Source organism: Citrobacter sp. wls615, assembly GCF_005281355.1.
GTDB classification, from domain to species: Bacteria; Pseudomonadota; Gammaproteobacteria; order Enterobacterales; family Enterobacteriaceae; genus Citrobacter; species Citrobacter werkmanii.
In genome coordinates this window covers 13,273-33,737 of the sequence record NZ_SZXM01000020.1, presented here as the reverse complement: position 1 = coordinate 33,737, position 20,465 = coordinate 13,273, and the positions used below count along the sequence as shown (strand labels likewise).

Here is a 20,465-nt window from a genome sequence, read left to right as displayed (position 1 = left end):
ATCCAAGTATATCAGTACAGCGGTAAGCCTCTGGTCTGAAAAGGACGCACGTCGGTATAATTAAGACAAATACGAATAAATCTGGCGCTGATAGTAGCACTCGCAGCATGAGGGAGGTGAAGCAATTTCATTCCTCCCCCGCTCAATTGTTCATTCCGCAGACAACATCAGGCGCAGGCGACCACCCGCCCCCCAAATTTGGCTCTGCCATGACTCGCAGCGCTGGCTCAACTGATTAAGATAGGTATTGCCGAGCGTTCCCAGCGGTACGCCATTGCTGATTTGTACCTGATGGGAACCCGTATTTAATGTCGCATTCAGTCCTGCTGATACCAGAATCAGGTTTTTTAACCCGCTGTGGTAATACCCTACCAGCAAAGGAAACTGGCCGGGTAAATTAGCCTGACGCAGCAAATGGTTCACCTGTTTCAATAACGCACCTAACTCTGGCAACCGCTGATTTTGTTGCGCCAGCTGCTCCTGCAACAAGCCGTTAAATAAGGCTCGCAGTAATAATGCGGCCAGCACGCCATTATCCCCTGCCCGCGTGACATCCAGACAATAAAAAGCAAGGTCGTGATCCGACAGCGGCGCAATATCCAGCACCAGTCCCGGTTGATCGGCGGCAACCAATTGCCGATAGTTTATGCGACATTGTGAAATCACTTGCGATACTGGAGGCTGTAACTCCTGCAGCAGCTTAGCTGCAGCAGCAGGATCGTCCACCATGGCATCCCAGTCGCGAAACAGCCGCTCTTCTTCTTCAACCCGTGAATTGAACATATTGGGATACAGGCACGCAAAAACCGTTTCTCGCAAGCGATTAAGATCCTTCACCGGTTTCAGAAGAACATCGTCCACACCAAGTCGCAGCGCTTTGGCTATATCAGACATGTTTTCCGTCGCTGAAATCACCAGTATCGGCGTTTGATCGCCTCGATTGCGTAAATACTCAACCAGTTTAAGACCGTTCATGCGTGGCATAGCCAGATCGCAGATCATTAAGTCAGGCGTAAAGTGACCTAGTAAGTCCAGTGCTTCAAGCCCATCGCCGGCCACCGCTGTTGTCGCTCCCAAAGAGGAAAACCATGAATCCATGAGTGAGCGGAATACCGGCTCATCCTCAACGATAAGAATCTGTTTTCCGACCAATGGCTGCGTCATATTCTCCCCCCTGACTGGCTTTAATAAATAGTGGCATGCTATTGCTACTCACGCCTGTCAGATTTAACTTAAGTATTGATAAAAAGTGCCTAGACGTTGGTCTTCACCAGAGGTAGAAGCTCATCCATTTTCTTCTCAACCGCCAACTGCCCGGCAGCAATTGCTGCACTGGCGCGGTGGAAATCCAGCGTGGATATTTGCGGACAAAACGGCTGAATCAGGATATCAGGCGGGTCGCCAGCCATACGGTTACGTTTCAGACGGTTTTCCAGAACCTGAATAGAGGTCGTCATGATCTCCATCGCCGTCGGCGCGGTCACTGTCCGCCTCGCCGTAATGTTGCTCAGACGCTCTTTCAGACGGCCATGCCATGAGAGTTCGTCAGCGCCATCACCTGATTCAGCATCGCTACTGACGTTGAAGGAGAGTAAATCTTGCTGCATCAGGTGCGCATCGTGTTGCAGATCGACCGCAATAACGATATCGGCGCCCAGCGCACGCGTCAGGGAAACGGGCACGGGATTCACCACCGCGCCATCGACCAACCAGTAGCCATTATGCGCTACGGGGGACATCAGACCAGGAATACTGCAGGATGCCCGGACAGCCAGGTGCAAATCACCTTCGGTGAACCAGAGTTCCCGGCCCGTACTTAAATTGGTTGCAACAGTTGCAAAGCGGCGTGTGCATTGTTCAATCGATTCTACCGGCATGACATTACGGTACTGGTTGAACACCCGTTCTCCGCGCAATAGTCCTCCCCTGCGCCACGAGAGATCCATCAGGCGTAAGACGTCCCAATAACTAAATGAACAAACCCACTGTTCGAGTGCAGGCAATTTATTGCAGGCGTAGGCCGCGCCAACCAGCGAACCAATGGAGCACCCTGCCACGATATCTACATCAATCCCCATATGCTTAAGGGCTTTAATTACGCCAATATGCGACCAGCCGCGCGCAGCGCCGGAACCTAGCGCCAGCCCAATTTTAATTTTTCTCATTGTACGTACAAACTTCCCCTGGCTTGCAGACGTAGCAACATCGCTACCGCTCAGTTAACATAGTGCCACCGTGGCGTTTTTACGCCGTTTTTTTATTCCAGGGAGTACTTTGTGTCTCAGCTTTGTCCCTGTGGTAGCGCTGTCGAGTATAGCCTATGTTGCTACCGTTATGTGTCCAGCGCGCAAGTAGCACCTACGCCGTCACACCTCATGCGTTCTCGTTACTGCGCTTTTGTGATGAAAGACGCAGATTACCTTATCAAGACCTGGCATGCGGACTGCCATGCCGCTGCGTTTCGTGACGACATTATTGCAGGATTTACGCATACCGAATGGCTGGGACTGACCGTTTTTGAGCAACAGACGGTAGATTCAGAAAATATCGGCTACGTCAGTTTTGTCGCGCGGTTTTCTGAACAGGGAAAAACTGGCGCCATTATTGAACGCTCTCGTTTTTTAAAAGAAAACGGTCAGTGGTACTATATAGACGGTACACGCCCTCAAATTGGACGAAACGACACCTGCCCTTGTGGCTCGGGTAAAAAATTTAAGAAGTGCTGCGGCTAATCAACGCCCGACAGTATCAATTTTGCAAACATTCTCAACAGGATCACCGCTGCAAATGCATTCATTACAACGAAAAGTGCTGCGTACTATTTGTCCGGATCAAAAAGGTCTGATCGCGCGCATTACAAATATCTGTTACAAGCATGAACTGAATATCGTGCAGAACAATGAGTTCGTGGACCACCGTACCGGACGCTTTTTTATGCGTACCGAACTGGAGGGCATTTTTAACGATGTCACGCTGCTTGCCGATCTTGATAGCGCCTTACCCGAAGGCTCTATTCGCGAATTAACGCCAGCAGGACGCCGCCGTATCGTCATTTTGGTCACCAAGGAAGCGCATTGCCTGGGCGATCTGTTAATGAAAGCAAATTATGGCGGACTGGATGTTGAAATCGCTGCGGTGATCGGCAACCACGAGACGCTGCGTCCTTTGGTTGAGCGCTTTGATATTCCGTTTGAGCTGGTTAGCCACGAGGGTTTAACCCGCGATGAACATGACCAGAAAATGGCTGATGCTATCGATGCGCACCAACCGGACTATGTCGTGCTGGCAAAATACATGCGTGTTCTGACACCGACCTTTGTTTCCCGCTTCCCGAATAAGATCATCAATATTCACCATTCATTCCTGCCGGCGTTTATTGGCGCTCGCCCATACCACCAGGCTTACGAGCGCGGGGTGAAGATCATCGGCGCGACGGCCCACTATGTGAATGATAATCTCGATGAAGGCCCAATCATTATGCAGGACGTGATTCACGTTGATCACACCTACACCGCAGAAGACATGATGCGTGCCGGCCGTGACGTTGAAAAAAATGTATTAAGCCGCGCGCTGTATCAGGTTCTGGCTCAACGTGTATTTGTTTACGGTAACCGAACGATTATTCTGTAATCGATTGATAATATAATTGGTTACCTTTACATCTTTACGCGTAAAAATCAGGCAACCAGTTCTTTTTTATCAACGGAATACTTTACAGGGGCGCATCATCTGATATGATGCGCCCCGCTTCCAAAGGAAGCAGGCCAGTAATTAGCATTACCCCGTGGTGGGGTTCCCGAGCGGCCAAAGGGAGCAGACTGTAAATCTGCCGTCATCGACTTCGAAGGTTCGAATCCTTCCCCCACCACCATTCATTCCTGTAGATTCATAAAATTAGTATACCCCTGGTGGGGTTCCCGAGCGGCCAAAGGGAGCAGACTGTAAATCTGCCGTCATCGACTTCGAAGGTTCGAATCCTTCCCCCACCACCATCATTTCCCTGTCGCACTTCAGCAAAATCAAACCTTACTGCACTATATTCTGCCCTCAATACGTGCCCGCAATATGCCTGATGCTCGCGCTTATCAGGCCAATAGAGAGCTGACGCCTGCGTAGGCCGGATAAGGCGGTTACGCCGCCATCCGGCAAACAGGCATAAAAAAACCCCGCCGGAGCAGGGTCTTATCTTACACAGATAACCGCTTAATGACGCGCACGAACGATCTGGTATTTACGGGTCAGATACTCGACCGGAACGCTCCAGATGTGCACCAGACGCGAGAACGGGAACAGCAGGAACAGCGTCATACCCAACACCAGGTGCATACGGAAGATAAACGCCACGCCATCCAGATATTCAGATGCGCCGCCGTGGAAGGTCACCACGGTTTGCGCCCAGTTCACCAGTTTCATCATCTCGCTACCGTCCATATGCTGAGCGGAGAACGGAATGGTCAGCAGGCCAAGGGCACACTGGATAACCAGAATGGACAGCACCAGAATATCCGCACCGGTAGTGGTGGCCCGAACGCGTGGGCTGAACAGACGACGTTTCAGCAGCAGCACGCCGCCGACCAGACACATCACGCCTGAGGCGCCGCCCGCGAACATGGCCATCTTTTGTTTCACTTCAAGCGGTAGCCACGCCTCATACATCCAGTGCGGCGTCAACATGCCCAGAAAGTGCCCGGCAAAAATTCCGAGGATCCCGATATGGAACAGGTTTGACGCCAGGTTCATCCCTTTGCGATCCAGCATCTGACTGGACGCCGCGCGCCAGGTATATTGCCCATAGTCATAACGCAGCCAGCTGCCGATCAGAAAGACAGAACCCGCGATGTACGGATAGATGTCAAAGAAGAACGTATTCAGGAAGTGCATTATCGCTGTCCTCCGGTGGTGATATTCAGATACTGCGGCGCAACGGCCCCGGCAAAACGACGCTGGTGAGCGGAGATTTCCGACTCGCCGCACCCCTGATCGGCGAAGAATTTCACCTGCTCTTCTTCCCAGACCGCATCCAGTGCCTGCGGGGTGTCATCACGCGCTTCATCCGCAATTTTTTCAGCCACTTTGTCGCTGTCGATAACGGTATTCGCCAGTTTTAACAGCAGGTCGAACAGCACCGCATAACGGCTTTCACGCTGTTGCAAACGAGCGCTGAGCAAAGCCAGAATCGGCGCAATATCCTGTAAACCACCTAACGCTTCGCTTTTCGGCAACTGCGCAAGGTATTCCAGATACAGCGGCAGATGATCGGGAAGTTCGCGGCTGTCGAGCTGCAAACCGTGCTGCTCATACTGTGCCATCAGGTCAACCATCGCCTGACCACGATCGCGGGATTCACCGTGTACATGTTCAAACAGCAGCAGCGATGTGGCACGGCCACGGTCAAACAGTTCGCTATAAGCGGCCTGTACATCCAGCATGTCCTGCGCGGTTAAATCGCGCAGGAAAACGCCCAGGGTCTGGGCATCCTCTTTCTCCAGGTTCTCAGATGACGCGAGTGCATCGAAAAGTTCCTGCTGATGCTGCCATAAGGCAGCATCCGGATACTCGAGCAGACGCGAAACAATGACGAGTTCAATCATTGGTGCGGCTCCGTTTTGCTGGTCACATCAACAGCGTCGATGCGGCGGCTGTTGAACAGATTGAATTTGGTATCAGAACCGTGGCAACCATCGCCGAAGGTAAAGCCACAACCGCTTTTCTCCGGGAATGCGTCACGCGCCAGTTCACGATGGCTGCTTGGCACCACGAAACGATCTTCGTAATTAGCAATCGCCAGGTAACGATACATTTCCTGCGCCTGTGCTTCGCTTAAGCCCACCTCTTCCAGCGCACGGGTATCAACTTTACCGTCAACAGTTTCCGCACGTTTATAGTGACGCATTGCCAGCATACGTTTCAGCGCCAACAGTACCGGCTGGGTGTCGCCAGCGGTCAACAGGTTCGCCAGGTACTGAACCGGGATACGCAGACTGTCTACATCCGGCAGAATACCGTTGCTGCCAAGCTCGCCCGCGTCGGCGGCAGACTGAATCGGTGACAAAGGCGGCACATACCAAACCATCGGTAGCGTGCGGTATTCCGGATGCAGCGGCAGCGCCAGCTTCCAGTCCATCGCCATTTTGTAAACCGGAGATTGTTGTGCAGCATCGATGACGCTCAGTGGAATACCATCTTTTAGCGCCTGTTCAATGACAGCCGGATCGTTCGGATCGAGGAACACGTCCAGTTGGCGCTGGTACAGATCTTTTTCGTGCTCGGTGCTGGCCGCGCTTTCGATCGCATCGGCATCATACAGCAGTACGCCGAGATAACGGATACGACCCACACAGGTTTCGGAGCAAACGGTCGGTTGACCCGCTTCGATACGCGGGTAGCAGAAGATGCACTTCTCGGACTTCCCGCTCTTCCAGTTGAAGTAAATCTTCTTGTACGGGCAGCCGGTGATGCACATACGCCAGCCGCGGCACTTGTCCTGGTCGATCAGCACGATGCCATCTTCTTCACGCTTGTAGATAGCACCGCTCGGGCAGGTCGCCACACACGCCGGGTTAAGGCAGTGCTCACACAGGCGCGGCAAGTACATCATGAAGGTGTTTTCGAACTGGCCGTACATCGCCTTCTGCATGTTTTCGAAGTTCTGGTCTTTGGCGCGTTTTTCGAATTCGCCGCCCAGAATTTCCTCCCAGTTCGGACCGCTGGTAATTTTGTCCATCCGCTGACCGGTAATCAACGAGCGCGGGCGGGCAATCGGCTGCGCTTTGCTGCCTTCCGGCGCGGTGTGCAGATTCTGATAGTCGAAATCAAACGGCTCGTAGTAGTCATCCATACCCGGTAGATGCGGGTTAGCAAAGATTTTTCCCAGCAGCAGCGCACGGTTACCCATGCGCGGTTGCAGTTTACCGTTGATTTTACGGATCCAGCCGCCCTTCCATTTTTCCTGATTTTCCCAGTCATTCGGGAAACCGACGCCAGGCTTACTTTCCACGTTATTGAACCAGGCGTATTCCATACCTTCACGGCTGGTCCAGACGTTTTTACAGGTCACTGAACAGGTGTGGCAGCCGATGCACTTATCGAGATTCAGCACCATGCCGACTTGTGAACGAATTTTCATTTTACGCTCTCCTGTACCTGGTCATTGCCTTCGCCATCCAACCAGTTAATGTTCTTCATCTTACGTACAACCACGAACTCATCACGGTTTGAACCGACGGTACCGTAGTAGTTAAAGCCGTAGGCCAGCTGCGCATAGCCGCCGATCATATGGGTCGGTTTCGGCGTAATACGGGTCACCGAGTTGTGGATCCCGCCGCGCTGCTGGGTGATTTCTGAACCCGGCAGGTTAACGATACGTTCCTGCGCGTGGTACATCATGGTCATCCCGGCCGGTACACGCTGGCTGACAACTGCACGCGCCGTCAGCGCACCGTTGCTGTTGAAGACTTCGATCCAGTCGTTATCTTCGATTCCCAGGTCTTTCGCATCGACTTCGCTCATCCACACAATCGGACCACCACGTGACAGCGTCAGCATCAGCAAGTTGTCGCTGTAGGTGGAGTGGATACCCCATTTCTGGTGCGGCGTCAGGAAGTTGAGCGCTTTTTCCGGATTACCGTTAGACTTCTCGCCGATCACCGCTTTCACTGAACGGGTATCGATTGGCGGACGGTAAACCAGCAGGCTTTCACCGAAATCACGCATCCACTGGTGATCCTGATACAACTGCTGGCGACCAGACAGCGTACGCCATGGGATCAGCTCATGAACGTTGGTATAACCGGCGTTATAAGACACATGTTCATCTTCCAGACCAGACCAGGTCGGGCTGGAGATAATTTTGCGCGGCTGCGCCTGTATATCGCGGAAACGAATTTTTTCGTCTTCTTTATTCAGCGCCAGATGCGTATGGTCACGACCGGTAAATTCACTCAGCGCTGCCCAGGCTTTAACGGCTACCTGACCGTTAGTTTCCGGTGCCAGGGTGAGGATCATCTCGGCGGCATCAATGGCGGTATTAAGCCTGGGCTGACCTTTCGCCGGGCCTTCAGCCTTGGTGTAGTTGAGCTTACGCAGCAGATCCATTTCGCTCTGGGTATTCCAGGCAATCCCTTTCCCGCCGTTACCGATTTTTTCCATCAGCGGGCCGATGGAGGTAAAGCGTTCATAGGTTGCCGGATAATCACGCTCTACGGTCATGATGTGCGGCGCGGTAACGCCAGGAATCAGGTCGCACTCACCTTTTTTCCAGTCCTTCACGTCCAGCGGCTGCGCCAGCTCGGCGGCGGAGTCGTGCTGAATCGGCAGCGTAACAACATCGGTTTCTTTACCGAGGTGGCCCACGCACACTTCAGAGAATTTCTTGGCGATGGCTTTATAGATTTCCCAGTCGCTCTTCGATTCCCAGGCCGGGTCAACGGCGGCAGACAACGGATGAATAAACGGATGCATATCCGAGGTATTCATGTCGTCTTTTTCATACCAGGTTGCGGTCGGCAGCACGATGTCGGAATACAGACAGGTACTCGACAGACGGAAGTCCAGCGTCACCACGAGATCCAGCTTACCGTCCAGTCCGTTGTCCTGCCATTCCACTTCTTCTGGCTTCACGCCGCTCTGCTGGCCGAGATCTTTGCCCTGAATACCATGTTCAGTACCCAGCAGGTACTTGAGCATGTACTCGTGGCCCTTACCGGAAGACCCGAGCAGGTTGGAACGCCAGATAAACAGGTTACGCGGATGGTTTTTGCCGTTTTCCGGTTGTTCCGCCGCAAAGCGAAGAGAACCGTCTTTCAGAGATTTCACGGTGTAGTCCACCGGCGTCATGCCGGCTTTCTGCGCTTCTTCAGCGATACGCAACGGGTTAGTCCCTAACTGCGGTGCAGACGGTAACCACCCCATACGTTCAGCGCGAACGTTAAAGTCAATCAAATGACCGCTGTAACGGGATTTGTCTGCCATCGGGGACAGCAATTCCTGTGCGGTAACCGTCTCATAGCGCCATTGGCTGGAGTGGTTATAGAAGTAAGAGGTACTGTTCATATGACGAGGCGGACGCTGCCAGTCCAGCGCAAACGCCAGCGGCTGCCAGCCGGTTTGCGGGCGCAGTTTTTCCTGCCCGACATAGTGGGCCCAACCGCCACCGCTCTGGCCGATACAGCCGCAGAACACCAGCATATTGATCAGGCCGCGATAGTTCATATCGAGGTGGTACCAGTGGTTCAGACCCGCACCGACGATAATCATCGAACGGCCGTGCGTTTTATCGGCGTTATCCGCAAATTCGCGGGCGATGCGCACGATTTGAGCGCGCGATACACCGGTAATTTTTTCTGCCCATGCCGGCGTATACGCTTTCAGGTCATCGTAGCTGGTTGCACAGTTTTCATCGTTCAGACCACGTTCCAGACCGTAGTTGGCCATGGTCAGATCGTAAACGGTCGTCACCAGCGCGGTAGAACCGTCGGCAAGTTGCAGACGTTTAACCGGCAATTTGTGCAGCAGAATGTTTTCCAGTTCAACTTTATTGAAATGTTCGGTACCTTCGCCGCCAAAGTATGGGAAGCCGACTTCAGCAATGTCATCCTGGCTACCGAGCAGACTGAGTTGCAGTTCGGTTTCATTACCCGACGTGCCGTCGCGCTGTTCGAGGTTCCATTTGCCTTTTTCACCCCAACGGAAACCAATTGAACCATTTGGCGCAACCATTTCACCGTTGCTATTGATAGCGACGGTTTTCCATTCCGGGTTATTTTCCTGGCCCAGAGAGTCAACCAGATCCGCTGCTCGCAGCATACGACCGGCAGCATAATAACCGTCGCGCTCTTCGAGCATCACCAGCATTGGCATGTCAGTATAACGACGAACGTAGTCAGTGAAGTACTGGCTCGGATTATCGAGGTGGAACTCGCGCAGCATGACATGGCCCATCGCCATTGCCATCGCCGCATCGGTCCCTTGCTTTGGCGCCAGCCACAGGTCGCACAGTTTGGCGATTTCCGCGTAGTCCGGGGTAATCGCTACCGTTTTGGTGCCTTTATAGCGAACTTCAGTAAAGAAGTGCGCATCCGGAGTACGGGTCTGCGGTACGTTAGAACCCCATGCAAGAATGTAGCTGGAGTTATACCAGTCAGCGGATTCAGGGACGTCGGTCTGTTCGCCCCAGGTCTGCGGAGAAGCCGGTGGCAGGTCGCAGTACCAGTCATAGAAGCTCAGGCAGGTACCGCCTATCAGCGACATATAGCGTGCGCCGGACGCGTAAGAAACCATCGACATCGCCGGGATCGGCGAGAAGCCTGCGACGCGGTCAGGACCATAGGTTTTGATGGTGTACACGTTAGAAGCGGCAATCAGTTCATTGACTTCCTGCCAGGAAGAGCGAACGAAGCCACCACGACCACGCGCTTGTTTGAAGCTTTTTGCTTTGTCGGCATCTTCGATGATGGATGCCCAGGCATCTACCGGATCGCTGTGCAGTTTTTTGGCTTCACGCCACATCTTCATCAGACGTTTGCGCATCAATGGGTATTTCAGACGGTTAGCGCTGTAGAGATACCAGGAATAGCTCGCACCACGCGGGCAGCCGCGAGGCTCGTGGTTTGGCATATCTGGACGCGTGCGTGGGTAGTCAGTTTGCTGGGTTTCCCAGGTCACCAGACCATTTTTCACATAGATTTTCCAGCTGCATGAACCGGTGCAGTTTACACCGTGGGTTGAACGCACGACTTTGTCATGCTGCCAACGCTGGCGATATCCGTCCTCCCAGTCCCTGTTGGTATTGAGAAGCTGGCCGTGCCCATCGGCAAAGGTTTCGCCCTTCTGCTTGAAGTAGCGAAACCGGTCCAGGAATTTACTCATCGGTTTTCTCCTGTAGGAGCCTGACGGCTCTCTGATAAATCGACATTGCTTGATTGAGAGCGAAGGTAACGCTCTGAAAGGGCGTGAGAATTGATAACGATCAAGGCAGGCAGGGATGAAAAATGAGGGTCAATTTTCACATACCCCCTAAGTGGGATATCAAAAAATCAATTAACATCATGAATTTAAATAACTTTTTCAAATTCACTTATCATACAAATGTTAAATTCTTTATAAGTGGGTATTAAGGGGTATCCCCCCTGCTTAGCATATTGCGAGCACAGTTCTCACAGGCTGTTATCATGTCTCAATACAAAAGTATGTTGTAACTAATTACAGGCAAAAAAAAGCGCGGTCTAACGCCGCGCAATGGATAATCAACTGCTACCACTTTTTTACTTTTTAGAATGACGTCCGTACACCGCCCAGGTGATAACCACGCAGGCGACATAGAAGATCACAAAGACTTTCATCGCATCAACAGGTGATCCCGTTAACGCCAGGGAAGTACCAAATGCTTTGGGGATAAAGAAGCCGCCAATCGCGCCAATGGCTGAGATAAAACCGAGCGCCGCCGCAGTGTCGGTTGCCGCTTCACGCATCGCCTTCTCTTCTGACCCGCCTTCCGCTTTCACTCTGTCCATCGTCAGCTTGCGGAAGATAACGGAGATCATCTGGAAGGTTGAACCACTGCCCAGACCGGCCGTCAGGAACAACGCCAGGAACACCGCGAAGAAAGCGGTAAAGTTGCCCCCTACGCCATTGGTTGGCAGCGTCAGGAACAGCAAGGCACTAAAGAGAGCCATCAGCACAAAATTCACCAGCGTCACGCGAGTTCCGCCCAGACGGTCAGAAATTGCACCGCCAGCGGAACGCGCCAGCGCGCCAATCAGCGGGCCAAAGAAGGCGTAATGCAGGATCTGTACCTCAGGAAACTGCGTTTTTGACAGCATCGCGAAACCGGCTGAGAAGCCGATAAATGAACCGAAGGTTGCCAGATAAAGCAGGCTCATGATCCACAGGTGCCCGCGTTTAAGCACCGGCAATTGCGCTTTCAGTGACGCTTTTGAGGTTGCCAGTTCGTTCATACCAAACCATGCAGCCAGCGTCAGCACAGCCAGGAACGGAACCCAAATCCATGCGGCGTTCGCCAGATACAACTGCGTACCATCCGGTTGTTCAACCCCATGGCTACCAAATGCAGCAAAGATTGACAGTGAGACCACCAGCGGAGCAACCAACTGCATTACGCTGACACCCATATTGCCCAGACCACCGTTCAGACCCAGCGCACCGCCCTGCTTTTGTTTTGGAAAGAAGAAGCTGATATTCGCCATGCTTGATGCAAAGTTCGCACCGGCAAAACCGCACAGCAAGGAGATAATAATAAAGGTACTAAATGGCGTGGTGGTATCCTGCACCGCAAAACCTAACCATACGCATGGGATGATCAGGATGCCGGTGCTGAATGCTGTCCAGCGACGTCCACCAAACAGGGGAACCATAAAGGAGTACGGCACACGCAGCAGCGCGCCGGAAACCGACGGCAACGCCGTCAACATGAACAATTGCTCCGTGGTGAAATTAAAGCCAACTTTCGGTAAGTTCACCGCCACGGCGCTAAATAACATCCACACGCAAAACGCCAGCAGTAAGCAAGGGACGGAAATCCACAGGTTACGGCTGGCGATTCGTTGACCACGCTGTTGCCAGAAGACAGGATCTTCCGGCCGCCATTCTGTAATTACAGCTCCAGATGCCCTTTCCGGGGCAGATGAGTGACTCATAGACACCTCTGATACTTGTTTCGATGCCTGCAACCTTAGGGTTTACAGCTGGAGGTAAGTTGATATAAATCAAAGGAAAAGGTGTCATTATTCATGCCTAAAATTTGTCATCACCCTAAATGAGTACATTACTTCGGTAAAAAAGATGTGGTTTTTCACGCTTCTGTCGTCTTCTACTCCCCCTGACCCATGACCTCCCCCTCAGCTGGCAATTAAGAGGTAGCCCGTTTGAGGTATGGGTATACTCCAGTGTATCGCCGAGAATAACGCCACTGCCTGCAGCAGAACCGTTATTCAAAAGGGTTTCTGTTCTACGAAGACCCGAAGGAACAAGTCACCATGTTTAAACGTTGTCTCTCCCCGCTTACGCTGGTCAACCAGGTGGCGCTGATTGTTTTATTGTCTACTGCCATCGGCGTGGCAGGTATGGCTGTCTCCGGTTGGCTGGTTCAGGGCGTTCAGGGTAGCGCCCATGCAATTAACAAAGCCGGCTCGCTGCGTATGCAGAGTTATCGTCTGCTGGCGGCGGTTCCACTGGAAGCCGACGATCAACCGCTACTGGATGAAATGGAGAAAACGGCGTTTAGTCCAGAGTTAACGCGGGCCGCACAGCGCGATGGACAACAGGCGCAGTTAAAAGCATTACAGGATTACTGGCACACTGAGCTGGCGCCAGGGCTTGCCCACGCGCAAACGCCTGATGCGGTGGCGCAAGATGTAACGCGCTTTGTCGTTGGGCTGGATAAGCTGGTTACCGCCTTCGACCATACCACCGAATTGCGGATTGAACGCGTCGTCCTGTTACATCGCCTGATGGCGGCATTTATGGCCTTACTGCTGGTCTTCACTATTATCTGGCTACGCGTACGCCTGCTGGAGCCGTGGAAACAGCTATTGGCGATGGCGCGAGCCGTCAGCCAACGTGATTTTACCCAACGTGCGCATATCAGCGGGCGTAATGAGATGGCGGCTCTGGGCTCGGCGCTGAATAATATGTCGGAAGAGCTGGCTGAAAGTTATGCGGTACTGGAACAGCGGGTACAGGAGAAAACGGCCGGGCTGGAGCATAAAAATCAGATCCTCTCTTTTCTGTGGCAAGCCAACCGCCGCCTGCATTCTCAGGTGCCATTGTGCGAACGCCTCTCTCCGGTGCTGAACGGCCTGCAAAATTTGACCCTGCTGCATGATATTGAGCTGCGGGTTTATGATCTGGAAGATGAAGATAATCATCAGGAATTTACCTGTCAGTCCAATGTCAGTTGCGATGAGAAAGGATGTCATCTGTGCCCACGCGGTACGCTGCCCACGATAGACGGTGGTATCACGCTGAAATGGCGGCTGACCGACGCGCATACCCAGTATGGTATCCTGCTCGCTACGTTGCCGAACGGACGCCATCTCAGCCACGATCAGCAACAACTGGTCGATACCCTGGTTGAACAACTGACCTCGACGCTGGCGCTCGACAGACATCAGGAACGCCAGCAGCAGTTGATCGTGATGGAAGAGCGTGCCACCATTGCGCGCGAACTCCATGATTCTATTGCACAATCGCTTTCATGTATGAAGATGCAGGTTAGCTGTTTGCAGATGCAGGGCGATGCGCTGCCCGAAAATAGCCGCGAACTGCTTAGCCAGATTCGTAATGAACTGAACGCCTCGTGGGCGCAACTGCGTGAGCTGTTAACGACCTTCCGTTTACAGCTCACCGAACCCGGATTGCGACCCGCGCTGGAAGCCAGCTGTCAGGAATACAGCGCCCGCTTTGGTTTTGCGGTTAAGCTGGATTATCAGCTGCCGCCGCGCCTGGTCCCTTCGCATCAGGCGATTCACTTATTACAAATTGCTCGTGAAGCCCTGAGCAACGCCCTGAAGCACTCCCATGCCGATGAAGTCGTCGTGACGGTGGTGCAAAATGGTAAGCAGATCAAACTCACAGTACAAGATAACGGCTGTGGCGTACCGGAAAACGCCGAACGCAGTAACCACTACGGCATGATAATAATGCGCGACCGTGCGCAGAGCTTGCGCGGCGATTGCCGAGTACGCCGTCGTGAGACAGGCGGTACTGAAGTTACTGTCACTTTTATTCCCGAAACAAACTTCACAGAAGTCCAAGGAGATACCCATGAGTAATCTGGAACCGGCAACCATCCTGTTGATCGACGATCATCCGATGCTGCGAACCGGTGTAAAACAGCTTGTCAGCATGGCGCAGGATATCACCGTTGTCGGTGAAGCCAGCAATGGCGAACAGGGTATCGAGCTGGCTGAATCTCTTGATCCCGATCTGATCCTGCTTGATCTCAACATGCCCGGCATGAACGGTCTGGAAACCCTCGACAAGCTGCGTGAAAAGTCCCTGTCTGGCCGCATCGTGGTATTTAGCGTATCCAATCATGAAGAAGATGTCGTTACCGCACTGAAACGCGGTGCGGACGGTTACCTGCTGAAAGATATGGAGCCGGAAGATTTACTGAAAGCATTACAGCAGGCAGCCGCCGGTGAAATGGTGCTGAGTGAAGCCTTAACGCCGGTTCTGGCCGCCAGCCTGCGCGCCAACCGCGCAACGTCTGACCGTGATGTCACCCAGTTGACGCCGCGCGAGCGCGATATTCTCAAACTTATCGCCCAGGGCCTGCCTAACAAAATGATTGCCCGCCGCCTGGACATCACCGAAAGCACGGTTAAAGTTCATGTGAAGCATATGCTGAAGAAAATGAAGCTCAAATCACGCGTAGAAGCGGCGGTTTGGGTGCATCAGGAACGCATTTTCTGATAACGCAGTCGTGCATCATGGTTAACGAGGATCATTTGCCGAAACGCTGATAAACGGTTCGGTCAGTGATAGCGTGATCTCATTGGAAGAGACACGCTGGCCCAGTTCATCTTCTACCACTACCGACAGCCGCCAGCGGTTTGTCGCCCCTTCTCTACGGTCCCACTTCGGCATAATAATCGTCCAGCCCTGTGCGCTTCGGGTACTGCTGCCAGCGGTTAAGCTCAGCGCCTGAGTATCGCCCTGCCATGCAAGATGGCGAATCCCATGTAGGCTGCGCACTTGTACCTTCAGCACCACCGTTTCTCCAGGCTTGAGATCCCAGGGCGGCGTGGCCAAAAATACCGACAGGGTTTTACGCTGGCGATACTCCAGCGTCGGCAAACTATTTCGCTGCGGATCGTCATAACGACTGCCGCGCAGCGAGCGGCTGTTTACCACTTCGCTGACCATCAGCTGTTTTTTTAACGGAACACCGAAACGATAATTCAGCGTTAATCCAACGTTATTCTGACTGACGCCATTTTCACCCTGCTTATGCTGGGCAGTCATCGTAATCAGCGGCACCGGCGTATAACTCAGCCCGAGGTTCACCGCCACCGGATTATGATACCCGGTTCCTGAATGAAACAGATCCACCCGGTCGCCAAAATACTGTTCAACGCTGACGCTGGTATTGAGATGTTGATAGAACGGCATCCGCATTTGCGCGGTCAGGTCGTAGCCGCGGGCCATCCGTTGTTCCTGCGTGGTGGAACGCTCCTGCCATGAGGAAAACGGTTGATAGTAGTTAGCGGATAAACGTAAATACTCGCCCCACGCTTCTGCACCTAAGCCACCCCGGGGCAGATTTTCATCCAACAGATTGTCATAAAACGTGTTGTAACCCAGTAGCCAGCCGTCGTGTACCCAGCGCTGCCCAATTCCCGCATTACTGACTAAGCCCTCATCCTGTTGCGTTAAGCCTAACTGGCTCCAGGTAAGATAGCGTTGATTGTCCTGCCACGGAATAAACCAACTTCCCCGACTGCCGGTAAAGCTGCCCTCTTTATCAACCTGCAACCCGACGCTGGCGTTTCCCCAGGGAGAGAGCCAGGATTCCAGTTGTTGATTCACCTGTTCGCTAACCGTGTCACGTACCTGACCAAACGCGAACTGCTTCGCCTGTTCGCCGGTATCAAGGCCGTTATCGGTCATACTGGCTTCACCAAATGCTTTCACCATTTCGGCAAAATGCTTTTCGCCTGCTCGCGATTCCGGCGCCATACCGAGATCAGGCAAGCCATCGCTATTGTTATCGAATGGGTTTTCAGCCTGGTGAACAAAAGAGGATTGTGCGTTGGCATTACCCCCTGCCAATGGCAAGAGTGCAAATACGGCGAAAGGAAAATAAATAATACGGCTCAAATCGTTAGTTATTTCTTAAATCAATCAGGCACACTTAACCTAAACCATAACGTCTTCAGCAATTAATTGCAGCCTTTATCCCTGTTTTCGGGATTTTCTGACCCGAATAATAAGGGGCCCTCACATGCTTTCTTTTCGATATCTGGTACAGGGAGTACCATACACACCAGGAATTATCCCTCCCATCCGACAACAGGAGTCAAAATGCAAAAGATAGTGATCGTCGCGAACGGTGCGGCCTATGGAAGCGAATCGTTATTTAACAGTCTGCGTCTGGCCATCGCCTTGCGTGAACAAGAAGCCTGTCTCGATCTGCGTCTGTTTTTAATGTCGGATGCGGTTACGGCGGGATTACGCGGTCAGAAACCGGCGGAAGGATACAATATCCAGCAAATGCTGGAGATCCTGACAGCGCAAAACGTTCCGGTAAAACTGTGCAAAACCTGCACTGATGGCCGTGGGATCACCGACCTGCCTTTAATTGATGGTGTAGCCGTGGGCACGCTGCCAGAACTGGCGCAATGGACGCTGGCTGCAGATAAAGTATTGACCTTCTGACAGCGCTTGCAGGCACGCGCACTGAAAGTGCCGGAAATTTCCGGATTTTATCTTAGATGGGCGCGGTTTCGTTGAACGTTAGCACGCCCTTTCAACCGTCTTGAGGAATTTTGTCACTTTTGTTTAATCGTTATGCCATTTTTTGATCAAAATCAGCATCCTGTTGCTCCCCCTTTGGTGTTATGCAATGAGTGAAATGTGAACAACATCACGCAGCACTTTCGACAGAAAGTACGTTGTTTTCAAGAACGGGGTGAAAAATGGCATTAGTGAAAGCGAGTTTAAAGTTATTTGGTGGCGATACGGTGGTAGTGCGCTGTTCCGAGCGCTGCCACATCCACCTGATGAGCGAGAAAAATCACGTCAAAGACACGCAGTCCGACATCTTAAGCGTGCAGGATCGTGATAACGCATGGTTGACCGTACCTTATACCGGCGTCTGGAACGTGCTGATCGACAGCCACAGTCAGTCGCTTGAGCATTCGATTAGTTTTATTGCAGCGTAATCGTGAAATGCCCGATAAGCACCTGGCTGTCGGGCACACTACACTCCACCGACGCTATGCAAAACCTGGTCGTATAATCCCTTCCGGCAGGTTCTCTCCCAACAACCGTTTGACCGTAATCACCAGATCGTTAAGACAATCATCCTGCATTCCCAGTTTCACCAGTTCTTGTTCCAGCGAGAACAGATATTGGGCATTGGTGCCTAAAGGTCCACTGGCCGCAGCGATAAGCGGCGCAATCACCTGCGCGCGTGTATCCGACTCAAACAGTGGATGGCGCGGATCCATAATAAAGACCAGCGCGTTTACCGTCCGTCCGTCATCCAGCGCCAACTGACACCAGGTCGGCAGGTAGCAACCGGTGATCATTTCACGCTTCCACAGCAGAGAAAGTTCTTGTTCCAGCGACGCGTCCGGTAAGCGATAAGCCACACCTGTAGTGCGTCCCCCCTCTTTCAGAGCCAGCATCCGTCCCGGCTGACAGGCCGTTCCACGCCCCGCCGTCAGACGCAGGCAAAATGCACGGTGCCAACCGACCAATGTCCCGGTACAGGACTCTTCAAATTCTAAGGCCGGGTTCCACATCAACGATCCATAACCGAAGATCCACACCGGTCCATCATCTGGTCGACAAGCAAGCGTGGCGGCCAGTGAGGCTGCCCGTTGTTCCGCTGACCAGAGTAGTGATTCTTCAATAGCGCCAAATGCCGTCTTACAGTCGGCATTCAATAAAAAATCACGCGTTAACACCTTACACCTCCGCCACTGCTGCTTCCCTGCGACAACTTTTTTGACGCCTTCCAGGCCTTTTTACTGCTCATTTTGAAACCAATAGCTGGACAATAGGCAATTCACCGCTCGCTTGCAAGCCAGCAGCGACGCGGCGTAGCACGATTCGCTAACGGCTGATTCGGGCTAATTGATAAAGGCATTATAATTGATACTGTTACGTCTTTTTATGCCATTTATCATCATCACCTTTTTGATAATCATTTTTCACCGCGGCCCACGCCACCTTGTGCGCCGTCTCTTCTCGGGTAGCATCATCGCGACGGTCAGATTTATCTTTGTACTGTTCCCAGGCGCTGTTGAAGGCTTCTTTATAGATGTCCTGAGCATGGGATGGCAGAACATGCTGTACGCTGTCAGGCAGATCGCTTTTCGATTTATAGGGCATTGTGAACTCCTCTTTTTGGGCTAAACCTTAAGTGTGGTTAACAATGCTGCGATGCGCCAATAATGAACATTTTTAAAATATTTCCTCATCTAACCTTCTGTTAATTAAATACTCTATAAACAAGAAGTTTGTTTTTGACCACTTAGAGGAGAAAAATAAGCGATGCGGTAAAATTTCGTAAAATGTCACCTACAAAACCGCTTTTTCTGTTATTTTTTACATTCTTTAATACTTTTATAATTATAAATACCTGCAGAGATGGAGAATTAACTTAATGACACAAGTACATGAGGCGGTAAAAACCCGCCACAAGGAGACCTCTCTCGTCTTCCCGATTTTGGCGCTGGTAGTACTGTTCTTATGGGGGAGCAGTCAGTCACTACCAGTGGTCATCGGCATTAATGCGCTTGCCCTTATTGGTATATTAAGTAGCGCATTCAGCGTTGTCCGTCATGCGGACGTATTAGCACATCGACTTGGCGAACCCTACGGCTCGCTGATCCTCAGTCTGTCCGTTGTTATTCTTGAAGTCAGTTTAATTTCCGCATTAATGGCGACCGGCGATGCCGCGCCTACGCTAATGCGCGACACGCTGTATTCGATCATTATGATCGTCACCGGCGGTTTAGTCGGTTTTTCATTACTGCTGGGCGGCCGTAAATTTGCCACTCAGTATATGAACCTGTTTGGTATTAAGCAGTATTTAATCGCCCTGTTTCCGCTGGCCATTATTGTGCTGGTGTTTCCAATGGCGTTACCGGGAGCCAATTTTACTACCGCCCAGGCGCTACTGGTGGCTCTCATTTCTGCGGCAATGTACGGCGTTTTTTTGCTGATTCAAACAAAAACGCACCAAAGCCTGTTCATTTACGAGCATGAAGATGAGGGTGACGACGACGACCCGCATCACGGTAAGCCGTCGGCGCACAGCAATATATGGCACGCTGCCTGGCTCATCATTCACCTGATCGCCGTTATCGCCGTCACCAAGATGAACGCCAGTCCGCTGGAAACCTTGCTGACTGAACTCAATGCCCCCGTGGCATTTACCGGTTTCCTGGTGGCGCTGTTGATCCTCTCGCCTGAAGGGCTGGGGGCGCTGAAAGCGGTTCTGAACAATCAGGTACAGCGGGCAATGAATTTGTTCTTCGGTTCAGTATTAGCCACTATTTCACTCACCGTACCGGTAGTGACGCTGATCGCCTGGGCAACAGGCAATGATTTGGTGTTTGCTTTGGGCGCGCCAGAGATGATTGTCATGGTCTCGTCGCTGGTACTGTGCCATATCTCTTTCTCCACCGGACGTACCAATGTACTTAACGGTGCGGCGCATCTGGCGCTATTTATCGCCTATCTGATGACGATATTTGCCTGATTATCATTTT

At 52.2% G+C, this 20,465-nt stretch carries 17 protein-coding genes and 2 tRNA genes; 9 read left to right on the top strand and 10 right to left on the bottom strand.

The features are described 5' to 3' along the window. Nucleotides 1-150 precede the first annotated feature (150 nt). Both rssB and rssA read right to left on the bottom strand, forming a co-directional pair. Entirely contained in the window at nucleotides 151-1,164 is a 1,014-nt protein-coding gene (gene rssB, locus FDX04_RS06135) for a two-component system response regulator RssB (protein ID WP_137370619.1), read from the bottom strand. An 89-nt stretch (nucleotides 1,165-1,253) separates the two neighbouring features. After that, entirely contained in the window at nucleotides 1,254-2,165 is a 912-nt protein-coding gene (rssA, locus tag FDX04_RS06130; protein ID WP_061381231.1) for a patatin-like phospholipase RssA, read from the bottom strand. A 111-nt stretch (nucleotides 2,166-2,276) separates the two neighbouring features. Between rssA and FDX04_RS06125 the strand changes: the two genes are divergently transcribed. The 4 genes from FDX04_RS06125 (at nucleotide 2,277) to FDX04_RS06110 (ending at nucleotide 3,992) form a co-directional block, all read left to right on the top strand. Then, entirely contained in the window at nucleotides 2,277-2,732 is a 456-nt protein-coding gene (locus FDX04_RS06125; protein WP_137370618.1) for a YchJ family protein, read from the top strand. 55 nt (nucleotides 2,733-2,787) lie between these two features. Continuing rightward, complete coding sequence (purU, locus tag FDX04_RS06120) at nucleotides 2,788-3,630, top strand: formyltetrahydrofolate deformylase (RefSeq protein WP_003020737.1); 843 nt, start codon at nucleotides 2,788-2,790, stop codon at nucleotides 3,628-3,630. Between the two features lie 156 nt (nucleotides 3,631-3,786). After that, a tRNA-Tyr gene (locus FDX04_RS06115) sits at nucleotides 3,787-3,871 on the top strand. A 36-nt stretch (nucleotides 3,872-3,907) separates the two neighbouring features. Further along, nucleotides 3,908-3,992, top strand: a tRNA-Tyr gene (locus tag FDX04_RS06110). A gap of 211 nt (nucleotides 3,993-4,203) precedes the next feature. On the opposite strand, the gene narI is transcribed toward FDX04_RS06110, so the two are convergent. The 5 genes from narI to FDX04_RS06085 all read right to left on the bottom strand — a co-directional run bounded on the left by narI (nucleotide 4,204) and on the right by FDX04_RS06085 (nucleotide 12,653). Beyond that, on the bottom strand, nucleotides 4,204-4,881 hold the full coding sequence (gene narI, locus FDX04_RS06105) for a respiratory nitrate reductase subunit gamma (RefSeq protein ID WP_038641116.1): 678 nt from the start codon (nucleotides 4,879-4,881) through the stop codon (nucleotides 4,204-4,206). Then, nucleotides 4,881-5,591, bottom strand: coding sequence for a nitrate reductase molybdenum cofactor assembly chaperone (narJ, locus tag FDX04_RS06100; protein WP_137370617.1), 711 nt, complete (start codon nucleotides 5,589-5,591; stop codon nucleotides 4,881-4,883). Before narJ ends, narI begins: the two co-directional genes overlap by 1 nt. After that, entirely contained in the window at nucleotides 5,588-7,126 is a 1,539-nt protein-coding gene (gene narH / locus FDX04_RS06095) for a nitrate reductase subunit beta (protein WP_061381228.1), read from the bottom strand. Before narH ends, narJ begins: the two co-directional genes overlap by 4 nt. After that, the gene (locus FDX04_RS06090; protein WP_137370616.1) at nucleotides 7,123-10,866 is read right to left on the bottom strand and encodes a nitrate reductase subunit alpha; all 3,744 of its coding nucleotides are present in this window, start codon (nucleotides 10,864-10,866) and stop codon (nucleotides 7,123-7,125) included. The genes narH and FDX04_RS06090 overlap by 4 nt, the downstream gene beginning before the upstream one ends. Before the next feature lie 395 nt (nucleotides 10,867-11,261). Next, nucleotides 11,262-12,653 carry a NarK family nitrate/nitrite MFS transporter gene (locus FDX04_RS06085; protein ID WP_042307965.1) on the bottom strand — a complete coding sequence of 464 codons (1,392 nt, stop codon included), beginning with the start codon at nucleotides 12,651-12,653 and terminating at the stop codon, nucleotides 11,262-11,264. Between the two features lie 339 nt (nucleotides 12,654-12,992). On the opposite strand from FDX04_RS06085, the gene narX reads away from it, so the two are divergent. Next, a complete protein-coding gene (gene narX, locus FDX04_RS06080; protein WP_137370615.1) occupies nucleotides 12,993-14,789 on the top strand; it encodes a nitrate/nitrite two-component system sensor histidine kinase NarX in 1,797 nt (598 codons plus the stop codon). Further along, a complete protein-coding gene (narL, locus tag FDX04_RS06075) occupies nucleotides 14,782-15,432 on the top strand; it encodes a two-component system response regulator NarL (protein WP_038641125.1) in 651 nt (216 codons plus the stop codon). The genes narX and narL overlap by 8 nt, the downstream gene beginning before the upstream one ends. 21 nt (nucleotides 15,433-15,453) lie before the next feature. On the opposite strand, the gene FDX04_RS06070 is transcribed toward narL, so the two are convergent. After that, a complete protein-coding gene (locus tag FDX04_RS06070; protein ID WP_137370614.1) occupies nucleotides 15,454-16,839 on the bottom strand; it encodes a YchO/YchP family invasin in 1,386 nt (461 codons plus the stop codon). A 204-nt stretch (nucleotides 16,840-17,043) separates the two neighbouring features. Between FDX04_RS06070 and FDX04_RS06065 the strand changes: the two genes are divergently transcribed. Further along, nucleotides 17,044-17,397 (top strand): DsrE/DsrF/TusD sulfur relay family protein, encoded by a 354-nt coding sequence (locus FDX04_RS06065; RefSeq protein ID WP_061381224.1) that lies wholly within the window; start codon nucleotides 17,044-17,046, stop codon nucleotides 17,395-17,397. A gap of 260 nt (nucleotides 17,398-17,657) precedes the next feature. Further along, nucleotides 17,658-17,903 carry a DUF1883 domain-containing protein gene (locus FDX04_RS06060; protein ID WP_038641131.1) on the top strand — a complete coding sequence of 82 codons (246 nt, stop codon included), beginning with the start codon at nucleotides 17,658-17,660 and terminating at the stop codon, nucleotides 17,901-17,903. A gap of 54 nt (nucleotides 17,904-17,957) precedes the next feature. Here the strand turns inward: FDX04_RS06060 and FDX04_RS06055 are convergent, their stop codons facing one another. Together FDX04_RS06055 and chaB are read right to left on the bottom strand one after the other, a co-directional pair. Continuing rightward, complete coding sequence (locus tag FDX04_RS06055) at nucleotides 17,958-18,653, bottom strand: gamma-glutamylcyclotransferase (protein WP_038641133.1); 696 nt, start codon at nucleotides 18,651-18,653, stop codon at nucleotides 17,958-17,960. A 196-nt stretch (nucleotides 18,654-18,849) separates the two neighbouring features. Next, nucleotides 18,850-19,080 (bottom strand): putative cation transport regulator ChaB, encoded by a 231-nt coding sequence (gene chaB / locus FDX04_RS06050; RefSeq protein ID WP_038641135.1) that lies wholly within the window; start codon nucleotides 19,078-19,080, stop codon nucleotides 18,850-18,852. A gap of 274 nt (nucleotides 19,081-19,354) precedes the next feature. Here chaB and chaA point away from each other — a divergent pair, with 274 nt between their 5' ends. Next, entirely contained in the window at nucleotides 19,355-20,455 is a 1,101-nt protein-coding gene (gene chaA / locus FDX04_RS06045) for a sodium-potassium/proton antiporter ChaA (RefSeq protein ID WP_042307955.1), read from the top strand. Nucleotides 20,456-20,465: the final 10 nt, after the last annotated feature.

Excerpts from the sequence above, each read along its gene's own strand:
- rssB (WP_137370619.1), bottom strand. The coding sequence starts at position 1,164 with ATGACGCAGCCATTGGTCGGAAAACAGATTCTTATCGTTGAGGATGAG.
- rssA (WP_061381231.1), bottom strand. The coding sequence starts at position 2,165 with ATGAGAAAAATTAAAATTGGGCTGGCGCTAGGTTCCGGCGCTGCGCGC.
- purU (WP_003020737.1), top strand. The coding sequence starts at position 2,788 with ATGCATTCATTACAACGAAAAGTGCTGCGTACTATTTGTCCGGATCAA.
- narI (WP_038641116.1), bottom strand. The coding sequence starts at position 4,881 with ATGCACTTCCTGAATACGTTCTTCTTTGACATCTATCCGTACATCGCG.
- narJ (WP_137370617.1), bottom strand. The coding sequence starts at position 5,591 with ATGATTGAACTCGTCATTGTTTCGCGTCTGCTCGAGTATCCGGATGCT.
- narH (WP_061381228.1), bottom strand. The coding sequence starts at position 7,126 with ATGAAAATTCGTTCACAAGTCGGCATGGTGCTGAATCTCGATAAGTGC.
- FDX04_RS06090 (WP_137370616.1), bottom strand. The coding sequence starts at position 10,866 with ATGAGTAAATTCCTGGACCGGTTTCGCTACTTCAAGCAGAAGGGCGAA.
- FDX04_RS06085 (WP_042307965.1), bottom strand. The coding sequence starts at position 12,653 with ATGAGTCACTCATCTGCCCCGGAAAGGGCATCTGGAGCTGTAATTACA.
- narX (WP_137370615.1), top strand. The coding sequence starts at position 12,993 with ATGTTTAAACGTTGTCTCTCCCCGCTTACGCTGGTCAACCAGGTGGCG.
- narL (WP_038641125.1), top strand. The coding sequence starts at position 14,782 with ATGAGTAATCTGGAACCGGCAACCATCCTGTTGATCGACGATCATCCG.
- FDX04_RS06065 (WP_061381224.1), top strand. The coding sequence starts at position 17,044 with ATGCAAAAGATAGTGATCGTCGCGAACGGTGCGGCCTATGGAAGCGAA.
- FDX04_RS06060 (WP_038641131.1), top strand. The coding sequence starts at position 17,658 with ATGGCATTAGTGAAAGCGAGTTTAAAGTTATTTGGTGGCGATACGGTG.
- chaB (WP_038641135.1), bottom strand. The coding sequence starts at position 19,080 with ATGCCCTATAAATCGAAAAGCGATCTGCCTGACAGCGTACAGCATGTT.
- chaA (WP_042307955.1), top strand. The coding sequence starts at position 19,355 with ATGACACAAGTACATGAGGCGGTAAAAACCCGCCACAAGGAGACCTCT.